This is a genomic window from Peribacillus sp. FSL E2-0218 (assembly GCF_037992945.1).
GTDB lineage: Bacteria > Bacillota > Bacilli > Bacillales > DSM-1321 > Peribacillus > Peribacillus simplex_B.
Genome location: NZ_CP150304.1, coordinates 2,215,519 through 2,231,659, shown reverse-complemented (window position 1 = coordinate 2,231,659; position 16,141 = coordinate 2,215,519). Strand labels below are relative to the sequence as shown.

Annotated in this window: 16 protein-coding genes; 2 read left to right on the top strand and 14 right to left on the bottom strand. The window is 41.7% G+C overall.

Going from position 1 to position 16,141, the window contains the following annotated elements; genetic code table 11:
- Positions 1 to 3 precede the first annotated feature (3 nt).
- The 6 genes from MHI53_RS10805 to MHI53_RS10780 form a co-directional block, all read right to left on the bottom strand.
- A complete protein-coding gene (locus MHI53_RS10805; protein WP_061141575.1) occupies positions 4 to 1,392 on the bottom strand; it encodes an MFS transporter in 1,389 nt (462 codons plus the stop codon).
- 34 nt (positions 1,393 to 1,426) lie between these two features.
- Positions 1,427 to 1,588: a hypothetical protein gene (locus MHI53_RS10800; protein ID WP_340373459.1), complete on the bottom strand. Its 162-nt coding sequence runs from the start codon at positions 1,586 to 1,588 to the stop codon at positions 1,427 to 1,429.
- Positions 1,563 to 2,894, bottom strand: coding sequence for an MFS transporter (locus MHI53_RS10795; protein ID WP_340373458.1), 1,332 nt, complete (start codon positions 2,892 to 2,894; stop codon positions 1,563 to 1,565). Before MHI53_RS10795 ends, MHI53_RS10800 begins: the two co-directional genes overlap by 26 nt.
- Before the next feature lie 149 nt (positions 2,895 to 3,043).
- Positions 3,044 to 4,303, bottom strand: coding sequence for an imidazolonepropionase (gene hutI / locus MHI53_RS10790; RefSeq protein WP_061141577.1), 1,260 nt, complete (start codon positions 4,301 to 4,303; stop codon positions 3,044 to 3,046).
- The gene (gene hutU / locus MHI53_RS10785; RefSeq protein WP_340373457.1) at positions 4,300 to 5,976 is read right to left on the bottom strand and encodes a urocanate hydratase; all 1,677 of its coding nucleotides are present in this window, start codon (positions 5,974 to 5,976) and stop codon (positions 4,300 to 4,302) included. Before hutU ends, hutI begins: the two co-directional genes overlap by 4 nt.
- 217 nt (positions 5,977 to 6,193) lie before the next feature.
- Complete coding sequence (locus MHI53_RS10780; RefSeq protein ID WP_340373456.1) at positions 6,194 to 7,675, bottom strand: helix-turn-helix domain-containing protein; 1,482 nt, start codon at positions 7,673 to 7,675, stop codon at positions 6,194 to 6,196.
- A 351-nt stretch (positions 7,676 to 8,026) separates the two neighbouring features.
- On the opposite strand from MHI53_RS10780, the gene MHI53_RS10775 reads away from it, so the two are divergent.
- Both MHI53_RS10775 and MHI53_RS10770 read left to right on the top strand, forming a co-directional pair.
- Positions 8,027 to 9,457 carry an FAD-binding oxidoreductase gene (locus MHI53_RS10775; protein ID WP_061141829.1) on the top strand — a complete coding sequence of 477 codons (1,431 nt, stop codon included), beginning with the start codon at positions 8,027 to 8,029 and terminating at the stop codon, positions 9,455 to 9,457.
- Complete coding sequence (locus MHI53_RS10770; RefSeq protein WP_061141580.1) at positions 9,454 to 10,011, top strand: MFS transporter; 558 nt, start codon at positions 9,454 to 9,456, stop codon at positions 10,009 to 10,011. Before MHI53_RS10775 ends, MHI53_RS10770 begins: the two co-directional genes overlap by 4 nt.
- Before the next feature lie 117 nt (positions 10,012 to 10,128).
- Here MHI53_RS10770 and MHI53_RS10765 read toward each other — a convergent pair whose 3' ends face one another.
- From MHI53_RS10765 to MHI53_RS10730, 8 genes are all read right to left on the bottom strand, one after another.
- Entirely contained in the window at positions 10,129 to 10,413 is a 285-nt protein-coding gene (locus MHI53_RS10765; protein WP_340373455.1) for a hypothetical protein, read from the bottom strand.
- A 102-nt stretch (positions 10,414 to 10,515) separates the two neighbouring features.
- On the bottom strand, positions 10,516 to 11,127 hold the full coding sequence (locus MHI53_RS10760) for a Type 1 glutamine amidotransferase-like domain-containing protein (protein ID WP_340373454.1): 612 nt from the start codon (positions 11,125 to 11,127) through the stop codon (positions 10,516 to 10,518).
- Positions 11,128 to 11,788: 661 nt separating this feature from the next.
- A complete protein-coding gene (locus MHI53_RS10755) occupies positions 11,789 to 12,433 on the bottom strand; it encodes an NUDIX domain-containing protein (RefSeq protein WP_340373453.1) in 645 nt (214 codons plus the stop codon).
- Positions 12,434 to 12,529: 96 nt separating this feature from the next.
- Entirely contained in the window at positions 12,530 to 13,072 is a 543-nt protein-coding gene (locus tag MHI53_RS10750) for a DUF402 domain-containing protein (RefSeq protein WP_340373452.1), read from the bottom strand.
- Between the two features lie 466 nt (positions 13,073 to 13,538).
- Positions 13,539 to 14,327: a glyoxalase/bleomycin resistance/dioxygenase family protein gene (locus MHI53_RS10745; protein ID WP_340373451.1), complete on the bottom strand. Its 789-nt coding sequence runs from the start codon at positions 14,325 to 14,327 to the stop codon at positions 13,539 to 13,541.
- A 75-nt stretch (positions 14,328 to 14,402) separates the two neighbouring features.
- The gene (locus MHI53_RS10740; RefSeq protein WP_340373450.1) at positions 14,403 to 14,678 is read right to left on the bottom strand and encodes a hypothetical protein; all 276 of its coding nucleotides are present in this window, start codon (positions 14,676 to 14,678) and stop codon (positions 14,403 to 14,405) included.
- Between the two features lie 194 nt (positions 14,679 to 14,872).
- Positions 14,873 to 15,352, bottom strand: a complete 480-nt coding sequence (locus tag MHI53_RS10735) for a GNAT family N-acetyltransferase (RefSeq protein ID WP_340373449.1) — start codon at positions 15,350 to 15,352, stop codon at positions 14,873 to 14,875.
- A gap of 144 nt (positions 15,353 to 15,496) precedes the next feature.
- Positions 15,497 to 16,084 (bottom strand): YdeI family protein, encoded by a 588-nt coding sequence (locus MHI53_RS10730; protein ID WP_340373448.1) that lies wholly within the window; start codon positions 16,082 to 16,084, stop codon positions 15,497 to 15,499.
- Between the last annotated feature and the right edge of the window lie 57 nt (positions 16,085 to 16,141).

The following is a 16,141-nucleotide window of genomic DNA, read 5'->3' as shown; positions in this document are numbered from 1 at the left end:
GCATCATTTAATTTCTTCTCTGATTTGCCGCAATGAAGCATGACTTCCTGAAGCAGGCTGACCACCTTCAAGCATGGGATCACTTGCTTCATTCAGGGAGAGTGCCTTTGTCTCTGGTGCCCAGGCTATGGATGCGATCAAACCGACTAGCAAGATGACCGCCATGCCGACCATTGAAGAGCTTAAACCAAAGGAATTGAGACTTAATGGCAGAAGGAAAGTTCCAATTGCAGATCCAATCCTGCTGATTGCCGTGACCATGCCAATTCCCGTTCCACGAATCTCCGTTGGGAATAGTTCTGCAGGGTAAACTAACGTTAGGTTGGAAGCAGCCGACATGAAAAAAGTGAAAATCAGGAAGAATGTCAACATGAAATATTGTGAGCCATTATGCAGGAGACTGAGGGAAAATAAAGAAACTGTGAGTATCGCAAAGGCACCTATTGTAAAACCTCTGCGGGAAAATTTTGCAAGGAACCAAAGGCCGACGATCGCACCGACCAGCAAGAAAATGTTTAGCATCGTATCGGCAAAAAAGTTTTGTTCAAAACCCATTGTATGCAAAATGGACGGAAGGAAGGTGTAGATGGCGAAATACGGAATGACGAGAGTCAATTTGAATATCCCGCCAAAAGCGGTACGCTTGCGCAGCTTTTGGCTGAAAAGGCCACGGAATCCTAAATCGGATGGGTTTACTGCATGCGCCGACGTTTCGCCCATTTCCACGTTCTGTCCTAAATGCTTCTTCACGATAAGCCGCGCTTCTTCGGCACGTCCCTTGCTCACGAGCCACCTTGGAGATTCTGGCGTTCCAATCCGCAAGAATAAAACCACTACAGCAGGAATGGCTGCACTGACTAGCATCCAGCGCCATGATCCTGGCCCAGCTTGTCCTAAATAATATCCGACAAAGTTAGATGCTACATAACCAAGCGTCCAAACGACGTTTAAAGATGCGAGGAGCGGGGCCCTATATTTTTTCGGGGAAAATTCTGCAAGTAATGTTGTCCCGACTGCATAATCTCCTCCAAGCCCAAAACCTATCAGCAACCGCAAAACAAACAGCTCTGCCGGTCCATTAACGAAAAATTGAAGAATCGTCACAACGGTAATCAGCAAAAAATTGACAAGGAAGATTTTCTGCCTGCCTATACGATCAGATAGTTTTCCAAGGACCAATGCACCTGCAAAAAGCCCGATTAATGCCGAGCTGCCAATCAAACCGCTCCACATGGCATTCAGCTCTAATTGCGGTCCGAGCAATGTCAGAGCCATCGCGATGATTCCTAAGGAATAGCCGTCACAGAAGCTGGACCCGAAAGTAAGTCCTGCAATTCTAAAGTGGAACTTTTTAAATGGTGCATCATCAATTGTAAATGTTCGCTCGCTCAAAATAAACGCCCCCCAATTATTATAATTTTCAGATTTAATCCATTAAAATTTTTTGATAAGCCCGCTTCAGGTCCCACCGTTGCCTTGCACTGACCATCGAAGCGATATCTTCCAAAAAAAGAGCAATCGCTGTGACGATTGCTCCAGCCAAGCTGTAGGTTCTTATTGAGCTATGCTTTCGAATCGGCCATTTCATTGGTGACCTGCGGGAATGTCCCTTGCTTGCCCGGCTTCACGAAAACCATGGCGATCATGCCGATCGTGACGGCGATGGATGCCGCGATGAACATCGCATTATATCCATGAATGGCGACAAGACTTCCTGTCAGGGTCGGTGCAATGATCGTGGCGAGATTGGCGATGAAATGCGTTACCCCGCCGAATGTTCCTGCTTTTGTCGGTTCCGTGTCCAGGACGACAATCCAATAGATCGAATTGGGTAAATAATTGAACGCATTGCCGAGACACATCAAGGCAAGAACGGCGGCTGCACTCTCGACGGTTGGAATCAACAAGAAACAAACAGCTGTACAAAATAGGGACACCACCGTGAACCAAGATCTTGCTATCCGTAAATTACCTGTTTTCACCCGCAGCAGATCCGAGATTTTACCGCCTAACAGTCCCGTAATGATAGCACCTATCCAAGGGATCATCCCGATATAGGAAAGCGATGAAAGCGAATAATTGAATTCGTCCTGCAGGTATTTCGGCGTCCAGGTCAATAAAAGGATATTGACATATAAAAAAGCGAAATATCCAATGGCATTCATAACCAAGGTAGGGTTCTTGAAGAAATGGTACCATGGTATAGGCATTTGCTGATCCAATGTCGTTTCTCCTTGAATCAATTGGTCGGCACTTCGAATGCCTTCCAGCTCGGCTTTAGTAACTCTTGGATGTTCTTCAGGTAAGTTAGTGAAGACTTTATTCCAGATAACGACCCAAATGATCCCTAATAGTCCAAGAATAACAAACGTCGCTTTCCAATTTGTATAGGTAAGCAAGCCAACGACAACAGGGGCAGTAACCAAAGCACCTATTGGGGTTCCAACCAATCCTAATGCCACGGCGAACCCCTTCTCTTTCGGGGAAACCCAATTGGCCATCGTCCTGTTCATGACGGATAGTGTAGGACCTTCAGCGAATCCGAATAAAACACGAAACACGGCAAATCCCGCTAAGGCTGAACCGCCGAATAATGCCGTCCCGATATGACCGGCGAATATGGTCCCGATTTCAAATATTGACCAGGCGGTCCCCGCGATGATCCACATGAATTTCGGTCCTTTTTTGTCTGCCAGTGCTCCACCCAACAATGCCCCGAATATATATCCATATCCAAAGTACCCTAAGATCGCTCCCCAGCTAGCCGGATTTAAATGAAACTCATCGATGATTTCTGCCTGGGCATACGACAAGGCACCCCTATCAATGTAGTTGATGATCGTGATGACAATGATCATGAAAATGATAAAATAACGATAATTATTTTTCAACATATAGTTCCCCCTTGTTGCATTGAAAAGGATGATAGTTTGGATCATCGATAGGAATTGGTTTGCCTCCAGGCATACTCCCTCCGCGCAGGAGCTGGAGCCGCCTGGAGCAACAAAAAATCACGTGCGTGCGAAGTGCCCAAACCCTGCCATCATTTCACGACTTGCACTCCGTTTTTCCATACAGACTTAACATGGTTGACCCCGAATAAATATTGCAATTCCTGATAGTTTTCAACATTCCATAAAACGACATCCGCTTGTTTTCCGACCTCAAGTGAGCCGACCTTGTTTTGCCTGTTGATGGCACACGCGGCATTGTATGTTGCCGCCGTCAGTGCTTCGGCAGGGGTAAGACGCATCGAAATGCATGCCAGGTTCATGACGAGCGGCATGGAAGTCGTCGGGGAGGAACCTGGATTGCAATCGGTGGAAATGGCAACGGCCACACCTTCATCGACCATCCTCCTGCCAGGGGCCGCTTCTTCCCGTAAGTACAAAGCGGTGGCCGGAAGCAAGCAGGCAATCGTTCCTGACTTTGCCATTGCCTTTATCCCCTCTTGTGAAACCTTCAATAGATGCTCGGCTGAAATCGCCCCTACCTTGGCCGCTAATTCAGCTCCGCCATATGGCTCAATTTCATCGGCATGAATTTTAGGAATCAATCCATACCTTTTTCCAGCCGTTAAAATCCGCTCCGATTGCTCAGGAGTATAGACACCCTTTTCACAAAATACATCATTGAATTCAGCTAGCTTTTCTTCAGACACGATTGGAAGCATATCATTAATCAAATGATCGACAAATTCATCTTCACGACCTTTATAATCGTTGGGTACCGCATGTGCTCCCATAAAAGTGGGAACGAGATCGATGGGATGTTCTTCCTGCAGCTTTTTCATCACTCTCAGCTGTTTCAATTCCGTTTCCACATTCATTCCATAGCCGCTTTTACCCTCTACTGTCGTTACACCATGAGCGAGAAACGAATCAAGGCGGCGTGCGGTTTGCTCCATCAATTCTTGTTCGCTTGCTTCACGGGTCATGCGGGTGGTGGCATGAATGCCGCCTCCAGAGTTCATGATGTCCATATATGTTGCACCTTCGAGACGCATCTCGAATTCACGCTCCCGGCTCCCGCCGTATACGACGTGTGTATGCGGGTCAACCAGTCCTGGGGTCACCAAATGGCCAGCGGCATCGAATACTTCAGCTTCATGAATCCTATCTGCATAGCGTTCTTCCAATTCTTTGGTAGTTCCGACCGCTTGAATCAGGCCAGCTTCCATCCAGATGCTTCCGTCTTCAATCAACCCCAGCTCAGACATTGCTTCCTTGGAACGAGGAGCCCCGCCATGTTGTGCAAGTGTAGCGAGTTGTGCGGCATGCTTTATCCAAATCGGTTTTGTCATGACTCATCATTTCCTTTGTTAAGCATTGGGATATGAATCCCTTTTTCACGTGCCGTTTTCTCTGCCAGCTCATAGCCTGCATCCACATGTCGAACTACACCCATCCCCGGGTCGGTCGTCAAGACACGTTCAATTCTCGCCCCTGCTTCTTTCGTGCCGTCAGCGACAATGACGACTCCAGCATGCATGGAGTACCCCATTCCCACTCCGCCGCCATGATGTACGGACACCCAAGTGGCTCCACCCACGGCATTGACCATTGCATTCAAGATCGGCCAGTCAGCCACTACATCCGAACCATCCTTCATCGCTTCCGTTTCACGATTCGGTGAAGCGACAGACCCTGAATCCAAATGATCTCGCCCAATTACGATCGGCGCCTTCAATTCACCGCTTGCGACCATATCATTGAGGATTTTCCCGAAGCGGGCACGCTCGCCATAACCAAGCCAGCAAATGCGCGATGGCAAACCTTGAAATTGGATTTTTTCTTGAGCCATTTTAATCCAGTTACATAAATGTTCATTATCAGCAAATTCGCGTAGAATCGCTTGATCCGTTTTATAAATGTCTTCAGGATCACCAGATAACGCCACCCAGCGAAACGGACCTTTTCCTTCACAAAATTGCGGCCGGATATAGGCTGGAACGAAACCAGGGAAGTCAAAGGCATTCTCCACCCCTTCATCTTTCGCAACTTGACGGATATTGTTGCCATAATCGAACGTAATGGCCCCTTTTTCCATCATCTCTAGCATCGCACTTACATGTTTGGCCATGGAAGCTTTTGAGAGTTTAATATATTCATCTGGATCTGCACTTCGTAATTCTGCAGCCTCCACCATATTCATGCCTGAAGGCGTATATCCATTTAGCGGATCATGGGCGGAAGTTTGATCCGTCAGGACATCCGGAATGAAGTTCCGGGCGATCATTTCAGGAAGAAGATCGGAAGCATTCCCAATCAAACCAATCGATAATGCTTTCCCTGCATGCTTGGCTTCCGTCGCTAAACGAATGGCTTCATCCAATGAATCCGTTTTCACATCGGTATAACGAGTTTCGATCCTTCTGTCGATCCTTGTCTCATCCACATCGATTCCAATACAGACTCCGCCGTTCATCGTAACGGCTAGCGGCTGTGCCCCACCCATACCGCCTAAACCTGCCGTTAACGTAATCGTGCCTTTTAATGAAGAATTGAAATGTTGTTTGGCAAGCTCGGCAAATGTTTCATATGTACCTTGCACAATTCCTTGTGACCCGATATATATCCAGCTACCTGCCGTCATTTGTCCATACATCATCAAGCCTTTTTTATCGAGCTCATGGAATGTTTCCCAATTTGCATAAGCAGGAACGATGTTCGAATTGGCAAGCAGGACGCGCGGCGCATCGGTATGCGTTCTAAAAATCGCCACCGGTTTACCCGATTGGACCAATAAAGTCTCATCATCTTCAAGCTCTTTCAGTGATTTGACGATTGCATCAAAGCATTCCCAGTTACGAGCTGCTTTCCCAATCCCGCCATAAACCACGAGATCCTCGGGCCGTTCGGCTACTTCAGGATCCAGATTATTCATCAACATCCTCAGCACTGCCTCTTGCTGCCATCCTTTTGTATGCAAATCTGTCCCTCTATAACGGATAACCTTATTTGTCGTAGTGTTCATAGTATTGCCTCCTTGTTTCGGTATATTTTCATTGTATAGGAAAAATTCAGAAAATTACTTATAATATAATGATTATTTTATAAATAGTTTCATATTTTTACAGTTAAAATTATAATATTATGAATGATTCCAATCTGTTTAATATTTTCTACAAAAAAATACGGTTCAGCAGCGACTGAACCGTTGAAAAAATATCGTTTTCAATAGGTTTTGACCTTTACATAGAACCCTTTAATCCCCACCGATAAGCTGAAGGGGTGCAAGCCTCAAACAATTTGAATTTGGCATTGAAGTAGGTTTGGTGGGAATAGCCCGCCAATTGTGCGATTTCCTCCAATGATAAATCCGTTTCCTTTAAGAGACGTTTTGCCTCCCTTATCCGCACTTGATGAAGCGTACTGCGGAATGACGTGCCGGACTCAGCTGCAAAACGACGGCTGAGGGTGCTTTTATTAATACGCAATATGTCTGCACAGGCCGATAAATTCCACTGGGGATCCCAATAATTGGACTCAATCAGTTCCCTTGCTTTTTCGCTTAGTGTGTTCGCTCCTTCTTGTACTTGTTCATGATCCTGCTGAAGCAAATGGGTGGTGAACGAGTGCAAGGCTTTTACGATTTGATGAATGACCGGTTTATGTACGATTTGCTGGAAGACGTCATAATAAATCGCTTCTAGAGAGGCGGTTTGCAGGTTATATGATTTCATGTGCCTGCGAATTTGCGCCAGTACGCTTGTTAGGCGAATGCGAACGATTTCCGGGTCGGGATATGGCCGTTGGAAAGTGAGGAATTCGCGTTCGGTCCATTCCTTGATCGCTTTCGCATCCCGCCTTTCGAGCATTTCTATCCACAGTCTTTGTTCAAGAGGAGTAAGGAATGGATCCATCTCCTTCGGGGACATTCGTTGACTTTCAGCCAAGATGATATCATATCCATCAAAAAAGATTTGTCTCGTCAATTCACGCGTTTGCTGATAGATCTTTTTTAAAGAATCGGCGGGCGTTGCCGCTTTGATGATGATGGCAAGCGGCTCGTCCATTTTTTCTTTCCATTGAGCGAGGAATGCTTGGTATTCTTCCTTGAACACCTCATCCCCCTCCGATTCCTGGACGCATAAAATGAAATCCGATAAAGCGAAGATCTGGTTTTTTCCGATAAAGGAATACCGCTGAAGATCATCATAAACGAGAGGAAGCGTTTTATTATCCGGCGTCAAAAATGCGGCCATCGTAATTCGATGATCATGCCTCCGCTCTGTCAGGAAGAAATCCGGATAATTGATATCCAATGATTGCTCTTCGCCCAATGTGTTCCTCGCGTGAATGCCTTGTCCATTTCTTAATTGATAACGCAATTGTTGAATATGCTTCACCAAATCCGCTGAAGAAAAGGGACGGAATAGAACATCTTCTGCACGAAACTGCAAGGCCCGATAAGCCGTTTGAAATATTCTCTCCGATGAAATGCCTAACCATCGAATTCCCCTTCGTTTTAATGAAACGCCCATCGCTTCACTATCATTTGTCCACATATCCATATCCAAAATAACGAATTCCGGCTGCTGGTTGCGCATGTCTTTTTCGAATTCTTCAATCGTTTCCCAGAGGACCAATCGGATCCCGGTTAGGTGGGACTCCACGATCCACCGAATTCCTTGGGCCTCTATCTCATCCTTTGCCACCAAATGGATTTCCACCTAATCACCTCATTTCCAAGAAGCATTCATCAATAGAATATAAGCACTGCCCTTTCCTCCATTCTATTCGAAAGCGAATGCTTTGAACAAGTCATCACGGCAAATTCCTCACTCCTAAACTATCCTGGTTTTATTTACGATATAACTAGATGAAAAGATTAATGGATACGCCAGTGAAAAAAAATCCAGCGTCCAATCATTTCACTATTTTTCTAGGCTTTTTAGTGATAAAGGTTATGATAGAGTAACGCGGACTTCCTCCTACATGATCAACAAACCTGAATCAGTTATATATGAACTATGAATACATTAGAATTAAATACTAAAAAGAGGAGCTACTTGAGCTTTATTATGAAACGATTTATCTTTGCCATCTTATATTCTATATTATTCGGTCTTTCCCTACACGCATTTCATTTCAAGCTAAACCACCCGATCGCCGAAGATATCAGCCGGCTGATGCCGGTTAAAATGAAGGCAATTAAAGCAGAAGATGATGAAGGGGCGCTCCAAAAGATCGTGTTGAAAGCAAGGAAGGACGATGACCCAATATCCATTGCCGGTATGCAGCACAGCCAAGGGGGACAGACCTTATATCCGAATGGGATCCTGATCGATATGAAGAATTATGATGAAATCCTTGATTTGAATGTATCGAGGAAGCGTATCACGGTCCAGAGCGGCGCAACTTGGGCCGATGTGCAAGAGTATATCAACCCTTACGGACTATCATTAAAGGTCAGCCAATCTCAGAATATATTCACAATCGGCGGTTCTTTGAGCGTCAATGTCCACGGCCGCGATATCCGGCATCATGCATTGATTGAAACTGTTGAGTCGTTTCGATTGCTTGATGCAAAAGGACAGATTCTCACCGTGAGCCGTGAAGAAAATCCGGAATTGTTTTCTGCGGTCATCGGCGGATATGGTTTGTTTGGCATCATTCTGGATGTGACCCTTCATCTCACTGATGATGAGCTATATCAAATCAAAACAAAATCACTGCATTATGATGAATATACGTCGTATTTTAAACAAGAGGTTTTGCAAAAGAATGAGGTGAAAATGCATCTAGCTAGGATATCCGTCGCTCCTGGTTCCTATCTGGACGAAATGTATGTAACCGACTATTATATGGCGAAAAATCAAACGAGGCTTGCGGACTACGATTTCCTGAAACGGGAAACGATCGTGGCCCTACCAAAATTCTTCCTCGGCTTATCGCGTTACAATGATTGGGGAAAAGAGCGGTTTTGGAACATTCAGGAGTCATACACCGCCAAGCTGGATGGGACCATGATTTCCAGGAATAATGCGATGCGGTCCGACTCGGCCTTCATGGATTATAGCAATCCCTCCAAAACGGAAGTACTGCAGGAATACTTCGTGCCGGTAGATCAGTTTGCGGATTACATCGATGATTTAAGAAACGTTTTGTCCAATGAAAAAGATTTTAATTTATTAAATATTACCATTCGTTATGTTGAAAAAAACGATGATTCACTTATGTCGTATGCCAAAGACGATATGTTCGCCCTTGTCATGCTCATCAACCAAGGAACTGATGACGAAAGTAAACGAAACACGGAAAGGGTCATCCGCAGCATGATCGATGTGGCGCTAGCCCATAGTGGCAGCTATTATTTACCTTATTACGGGTATCCGACCAAAGCTCAATTATATGAAGCCTATCCTCATGCGGAGGAATTCTTTCACTTAAAAAAGAAATACGATCCAGATAATCGCTTTTTGAATCTTTTCTATAAGGAGTATCATCCATGAATTATAAACGATTTATTGTTTACCAAGGTACTGTAGGAATGGCTGCAAGCATGATATTCCCCTTTTATATATTGCTTATCAAAAATGTCGGGACAAGCTATTCCCAATTCGGCTGGGCATATGGAATATTTTCGCTGACTGCAGCACTATGTTACCCACTGATAGGAAAAATCACGGACAAAGCAGGTGACAAAGCATTTCTCCTCATTTATTCATGGGGAATGGCCCTGATCCTCCTGGCCTTTCCTCTTGCCTATGAAATATGGCATGTGTATCTCTTGCAAATTATCATGGGCATTCTTGGAGCCGTTCAAAAAAACACGGAAAAAACTGTACTTGCACGATATGTTACGAAAGCGACGGCTGGCAAGGAAATCGGCAACTACCATGTCTGGACCTCCATTGGTGCGGCAGCGGCGGTAATCGCCACCGGATATTTAGTCGACTTCCTAACGATCGGCAGCATTTTTTACCTTGCTTCCCTCCTGTTTGCCTGGAGCGGATTTCTGATCATGAAAATGGGACAGGCACCCTCCCTATCCATTGAGGATTGAAAGGCAAGGAAATTTCCAGATCACTCGTACGGTGAATAACATAAACAAGCCCCCTTTTTTAGTGTTGGGTCAGTGTCCTGTGACACATCATTCAAGAGGGCTTTTATACTTTCAAATTCAATAGTTCATAAAATATTGGGCACCAATTCTCCAACATTCAGATGCAATCATGAGGATAGTGACATTAGATATGGCTTGCCGAATCATGGTTACAGCAAAATCAGCTGGTATTGAACTCACTAAAATACCCGGGAGGCTTAAAAGCAATCGCAGTCCATTGCATTCAAAGAATGCCATATTTTCAGTGTTAAATAAAAGCGGAAGATCAAGTTTATCTTTGTTATCTAAATCTTTAACAGCTAACCCAATTTGCCCTACTTTTTGAATTATATTTGTTTGCATACAAATGCACCCTCCAAAAAAATGCAGCCATAAAAATCTTACATCAAGATATTTCATATCAAAAAAAGTTTTCAGCGCTGACCTTTTTTTATTCTTCGATTTTCACTGTAAAAGGATGGATTCGTCATCCTTGAGTCTTACAAGAGAACATTCATTTATATGTTCGAACACTTTCAACCTCTCTTCTATTGACTTGCCAGCGTTATTAGGAAACAGATCTTCTCGATCATAATGAGGAAAAACAGCAATATCGGTTAAACTCAATGCAGCTAAATCCTTCATATGTACCGTATTGATTTGCGGAGTAAAAAAATTCACAACCTCGATGTTCGGGCCTAGAATGATTGCTCCAGCACTTACCCCGACAAATACAGTGTTTAGTTTTGCTAAGCCCTTTAAAATCAAGTCAGCACCACTTTTTTTCATATGAAACAGCAAATGAAACGGGTTCCCGCCGTTAATGTAAATCACGTTATATGGTTTAAGTCGTTCAGGAAAAGCAAATTCTATATCCATAAAATCAACTTGCTTAAAACCCATTTTCCCTAAGTCTTCTTTTGCCTTCATTGCAAACTTATTGTATTGCTTCTGTTGAGAACCTGTAGTAATGATAGCGGCTTTTGCGTTCATAATTTGACCATCAATACTTTGCAGGAATTGTTGTTTAATCCTATCCGTAAAAAAGCCATTAGACGTTAATAATATTTTACACAAACAATAACACCCTCATTTTTAGCTTTTCACATGCAAGTCATGACCAATGTTCCCTGCATGAATATACTGTCTTCTTTCCTCTCCCCTGCAATTTTCATAAGATAAAGAACTGCCGAGGCCACTCACCTATTTTCGTCGTATCCAGATTGCTAAATCGTTAGAAAGGATACCAAAAAATGAACAGAAAAATTACAAATTCAACAAAACATGAGGCACGCTTCCAAAATAATTAGAACCATACCTGTCAGAAGGATAAATACATAATGAAGTCTATACCGTCTTTACTCCAGCGTACATCTTTCTATACATCCACACCTCTACTTTACTGTTCTATCACGATATAAAACTAACGTAATTACATTTAAAATCGTGGTAACGATGAGGAGAACTGTAGCTGTGAATGCAACCGCATACATGGTGTCCATAAGGGCACCCCAATCCTCAATCCTTACTAGGTGATAATGATATATAATCTGGAAACATAACGATGTAGCACAAGCACTGATACTTATTAAAGAAAGTGTAACCCAGCTGTTACCCTCCTTTCTTTTAAATCGAAAGAGATTTACAATCGGAAGGATCCAAGCAAGTAGTCCAAGCACGAGACTTCCAAGGTTCAGCAAACCAATCATGATCATTCCACCTTATATTTTTTCTTACTTTACTTACATGCTTTAAATATTTTACCCTGTTCGTGTATCTTTTGAATAACTTCTTGATAAAAAGACATTTCATGTGGGACAAAGTCATTCCTGTTTACATATTTATTTATTTTAAGCGTTTTTCCATCCTCATTTACTTCAAAACCTTTCATTTCAATCTCATCTTTTTCATAAAACCAAAGTTGAGCAAAATCACTAAATTGTGCTTTTACAATTCCTGAAACTTCTTCTACTTGAAGTGTAAAATCATCCAATGTATTCCCACTCTTATATAAAAAAACGTTTGCTAATTCTTTATCAATAAAATGGTCTTTAATAACACAATATTCCATAACACCTAACTGAACTAAATCCTCAAAAGCTAGATCGATTCCTATTTCTTCTTTTATTTCCCTTACTCCATCCTTTACTGTTTCATCAACTAATAAATGTCCAGCAGCAGTAATATCCAAAAGGTTAGGATAGTCTTTTTTATTTTCACTGCGAAGCTGTAAATAAATATAATCCATTCCACGTTCATTGATGATAAACCAACAATGAAACACTTCATGCCAATATCCATTCCTATGTACATCACTCCGAGAAGCAACGCCGATTTGTTTTTTGTTTTCATCAAAGATCCTTAGCTTCTCTTGTTCTCCCATATACTTTCCCCCCCTAACTATCGCTCTTCCGATACGCCTTGTTAAACTATTCCTGACAAGGTATGAAGTCGAAATATTTAACTTTTTTATAAAAAGTCACTTTAATTCATTAATTAATAACCCCTTATGATAGTGGGATAGCTCAAGCAATTCAAAGCTGCCGTTATTTATTAGATGAGTAAGGAGCTTCCCTTCATTCCAAGCAGCATCGTAAAGAGATATATCAATCATTCCACTTAATAATGCCGCTTCTAACTCATCGGCATCCTTTTGTATGACTTCTCCAGAAGGCAGTAAAATGAGATCTAAAAATAAATCATCCAAATAGGGAATATCATGCTCTACTCCATTCCTCAGGCAAACATCAATATACCATTGCACTATCTTTCCTTTATCATCATACATTGTTGTCACTGAATGGTTTTTTTCCAAGGGAAATTGTTGAAGCCACATATAGCCATCATCTACAATACAAATTTTCTTTTCTTCGTACATGGCGAATAATGGTTCAGCCACTTTAATTGCATGCAATAAAGTGATATAGCCCTTATATTGTTTAGTATCAAGAAACGCTTGTGCATACTTTCTCTCCAAGACACGTTTCCAATCTAATCGGTTTCCATATTTTCGTTTAAGCATCTTCATCCCCCACCAATCCAAAAAGCTGTTCAAGTGAGTCTTCAAACAATTTCCTAGCTCCGAACGCATATCAACAAGCAAAGGAATGCATCCAAACATTTCTGCGTATAGATAGTTGAAAATCATTTTTAAAAAAGGCTGGTGAATTAGCGTGGATTTCATTCAAATAATGTCAGAGATAATTCTATTGAAAGCCACCTCCTCTTCCAAGCTAAAGATGGCGATTGAAAATCTAAGTTCTGAAGAATGGTTCAGGGAACTATATGTAGATGCCCGTTACACTCATGTTTTTTGACATAACAACAAGATTATAAAGGTTCTTTTAATACCAGCAAACATCGAGGTGTTAAAAAAAGATGAGAAAAAGGCACAAGAATTTATCGAACTAGTGAAAGACTGTTCAACAAATAAATAATCAAGCAAAATTCGTAAACACCGTTCTAATGATCCGAACGGTGTTAAAATCTTAACCTGATGAAACGTTAGGTAAATTTAAACTTTCTGCCAAAGAAGCTGTAAAATCAGGAGTGTGCTCAATCCAAAAAGTATAATCATCCTTCGTTATAAGTAGCTTCTTTTCTTTCAAAAGAGAGTTGTCCATGTTTTTTGAGAGGTTTTTAATAAACTCTAGCTCGGGTGTACCAAATGTCACCACCATCTTTGGCGGCAATGCCTTCATGGCAATGGGGATCCAAGGTCTCTGTTTTGAAACAACTATTGCATGTGCCGTTCCACTGATTACAAAATTGAATAGATCTGATTCGTTTACTGTTTTCATGCCAAAATCCTTTTTCAGCCAATCACGAAAAGTTGGGACGTTATCAACAGGAAAGCCTATCTCTCTTATATAAAGTGTCCTTAACTTGCCAGTAGTGTTTATTACGTCCTCTTTAATAAAATCATGTGCAATAATTTCAAGAAGGTGACCATCTCCATCACGGAAATATAGATTTTTCCTCCCATTTGTTTCGTCAATATACTGGCCCAGTTCTTGTTTTAAAATCAATAATCCAGATTGTTGAACGAAAGCTGCCACTTCATCAAACTTTGAATACGGGACTTGAAAAGCAAAGTGCGCTGGAGGAACCGATTCATAGGTCTCTCTAAAACTTAAAGTCGTAAATGACGTAAGCTGAAACCGAATGAAATCATTGGATTCATAGATGATGGGGAGCTGCAGTCTGTTAGCGTAGCATTGTTTTACGCCTTCTAAAGATACTGTTGTTAATTCTAAATCCGCGAAATGAGTAATCAAATTCTTCCCCCCTAAATATGAGGTGGTACCCTTACTATTTGTAAACAGAACAACTTCGTGAGCACAATTCTACTCTTATTTCGCTTTTTTGAAAAAGACCGCTGTTCCGCCCTCTTGATTCAAAACCCCTACTTCTTCGGCAGACATCAATTTCACCATATTGTCCACCTTATTTTGCTCTTCACTTGTTACAACTATATTTAGATTTCTTCCATTCGTGCTAGTTTGCCAATCTTCAACTTTTGGTTGTTCATCTTGTTCAAGGACAGTTTTACTTTGCAAATCTTTCATAAAAAAAGATAGGGCCAGCACCCCTCCAAAACCAAGAATGAACGTTGCTTTTCTTTTCATGACTAAACCTCCTAATCCCTTAACTAGTAACACCTGTAATAACACCCATATTTTAACACAACAACACTGAAATTACTTGTTTATTTTTCTATAGCACATACTTATAAAATAAAAGGAAGTTACTATACATTCCTCGTTTTAGTGACACAAGAAAAAGGCTGCTTCTGCAACCTTCGGTAACGAAATTCCCTTCTTCATTTAATAATGAAGGTATATATGTATTGCTCTCCGATCCTGCCTATCTTCCTTGTACCCGTATCCTTAAAACCAACTTTTTCATATAACTTCTGGGCAGGAACATTTTTATGGTTTACTGCTAAAATGATTTCATTGCACTCTGGGAATTGTTGATCGACAAAGCTCTGTATTTTTCTCATCCCTTTATTGGCAAATCCTCTGCCTTGTTTGGAGTGATTTATGGACAGGGCAGTTAATAACATGGCTTTCCGGTTATTGGTATAATCTTTTACCCTATCACTTGAATGTAATACGAAAAAACCCACTGGTTCATTATTATGTAAGATTACTATCGGATGTCTCTCTTTCGTTATTTCCAGCATCTTGGTTGGTAGTGCGGTGAATTTTTCTTGTTCTTTTGGCAATTCAAATGCTTTTAACCATGGCAGGTATTCTGGTTTATATCTCCGTAAATCTACCTCATCCCATGTATTCATCCAAGGCCTCCTAACTATAAGATAATGATGGAATATATTGGCTTTTTCATAAAAGTTAAAGAAAAGCGTACCACTCAGCAAAAAGCCAAATAGTACACCTTTGTTTGCATGCTGATTTGTCCTTTAATAAAGATCCACTAACGGCTAATCCTTTAATCCTTTTCCATCAAGAATTTGCTGTGTACATTTTTCAACCCTTGAAACGCGGGTTTTCGATTGCTTCGGTTGAGAAAAGTGAAGAAAGTATGCTCTTTGCCGTCCTGGAGTCAATGCTTCAAAAGCAGTTTTCAATGCAGGGAGTTCATCGAATTTATTTTGAAGCTCTTCGGGAATAATGATTTCTGTCTTATACTCCACTTCCAGACCTGATTTTTCAACTTCAATGGCTTCTTGAATATATGCTTTCAAGATGGGTTCGATTGCAACGATTTCCTGGACATTTGTGAACCGAATCTGGCGTGCACCCTGTACGTTCTCCGTTTGTTGGATGAGAATTCCATGAGCATCCTTCAACAAGGCACCTTTGTGAAACAGAAGCGCACAATACTCTTTAAATCCGTGTATTAAAACGATGTTTTTTTTCTCATAAGTGTAACAAGGGTGCATCCATTTAAATTCTTCAGCCAGCTCACACTCAAGAACAATCCTTCTCAATACCTCATATTCTTCCTGCCAGTTTTTAGCTTTACTTAAAAATTCATCAACCTTAGAATTTGTATTACGGTTTGTCATTAAAAACATCCTTTTTCATTTAATTGTACCAGAATTTCGGTTGGCTTCCGATTTACA

Coding starts and splice junctions, on each gene's coding strand:
- MHI53_RS10800 (WP_340373459.1), bottom strand. CDS start 1,588: ATGAAATGGCCGATTCGAAAGCATAGCTCAATAAGAACCTACAGCTTG.
- MHI53_RS10795 (WP_340373458.1), bottom strand. CDS start 2,894: ATGTTGAAAAATAATTATCGTTATTTTATCATTTTCATGATCATTGTC.
- hutI (WP_061141577.1), bottom strand. CDS start 4,303: ATGACAAAACCGATTTGGATAAAGCATGCCGCACAACTCGCTACACTT.
- hutU (WP_340373457.1), bottom strand. CDS start 5,976: ATGAACACTACGACAAATAAGGTTATCCGTTATAGAGGGACAGATTTG.
- MHI53_RS10775 (WP_061141829.1), top strand. CDS start 8,027: ATGAAACGATTTATCTTTGCCATCTTATATTCTATATTATTCGGTCTT.
- MHI53_RS10770 (WP_061141580.1), top strand. CDS start 9,454: ATGAATTATAAACGATTTATTGTTTACCAAGGTACTGTAGGAATGGCT.
- MHI53_RS10765 (WP_340373455.1), bottom strand. CDS start 10,413: ATGCAAACAAATATAATTCAAAAAGTAGGGCAAATTGGGTTAGCTGTT.
- MHI53_RS10755 (WP_340373453.1), bottom strand. CDS start 12,433: ATGGGAGAACAAGAGAAGCTAAGGATCTTTGATGAAAACAAAAAACAA.
- MHI53_RS10750 (WP_340373452.1), bottom strand. CDS start 13,072: ATGCTTAAACGAAAATATGGAAACCGATTAGATTGGAAACGTGTCTTG.
- MHI53_RS10740 (WP_340373450.1), bottom strand. CDS start 14,678: ATGAAAAGAAAAGCAACGTTCATTCTTGGTTTTGGAGGGGTGCTGGCC.
- MHI53_RS10735 (WP_340373449.1), bottom strand. CDS start 15,352: ATGAATACATGGGATGAGGTAGATTTACGGAGATATAAACCAGAATAC.
- MHI53_RS10730 (WP_340373448.1), bottom strand. CDS start 16,084: ATGACAAACCGTAATACAAATTCTAAGGTTGATGAATTTTTAAGTAAA.